We start from the raw sequence: 517 nt of genomic DNA on the forward strand, positions 1-517 counted from the left end.
TTGCTGCCCGCCAGATAGCTGCTTGGGATAACGACTGGCAACGTGCCCCAACTCGACCATGTCCAGTGCGCTCTGTACTTTATTTTGAATGGTTTGATTATCGAGCTTGCGCACTTTTAGAGGAAAAGCGAGATTCTCCGCAATCGTCATGTGAGGAAACAGCGCGTAGTTTTGAAATACCATTCCGATGTCGCGTTTATGTGGCGCGAGATTATTTACTGGAACGCCATCAATGTAAATCTCTCCGCCTGTTGCCGTTTCAAAACCCGCCAGCATCATCAGACACGTTGTTTTGCCTGATCCAGAAGGCCCCAACATGGTGACAAACTCTCCGGGTGCGATGTCTAAGTTGAAGTCTTTAACCACCAAGTTTGCACCGTCGTAGGTTTTCTTAACATGTTGAAAGCTCACATAATCCTTGTTTGCTGTGCTCATGGCATCCCTCCGTTCATTTTTGTATAGCGAAAACAAGTAGAGCGCCACAAAGCGCCCTACTCACTAGCTCAATTACAGATTG

General features: G+C 47.2%; 1 protein-coding gene. It reads right to left on the minus strand.

Translation table 11 applies throughout. The features are described 5' to 3' along the window. Positions 1 to 435: ABC transporter ATP-binding protein (locus tag R8O11_RS31280; protein WP_318195400.1), on the minus strand; the 435-nt coding region annotated here is incomplete at its 3' end. Positions 436 to 517 lie beyond the last annotated feature (82 nt).

The organism is Vibrio sp. 1288, from assembly GCF_033344475.1.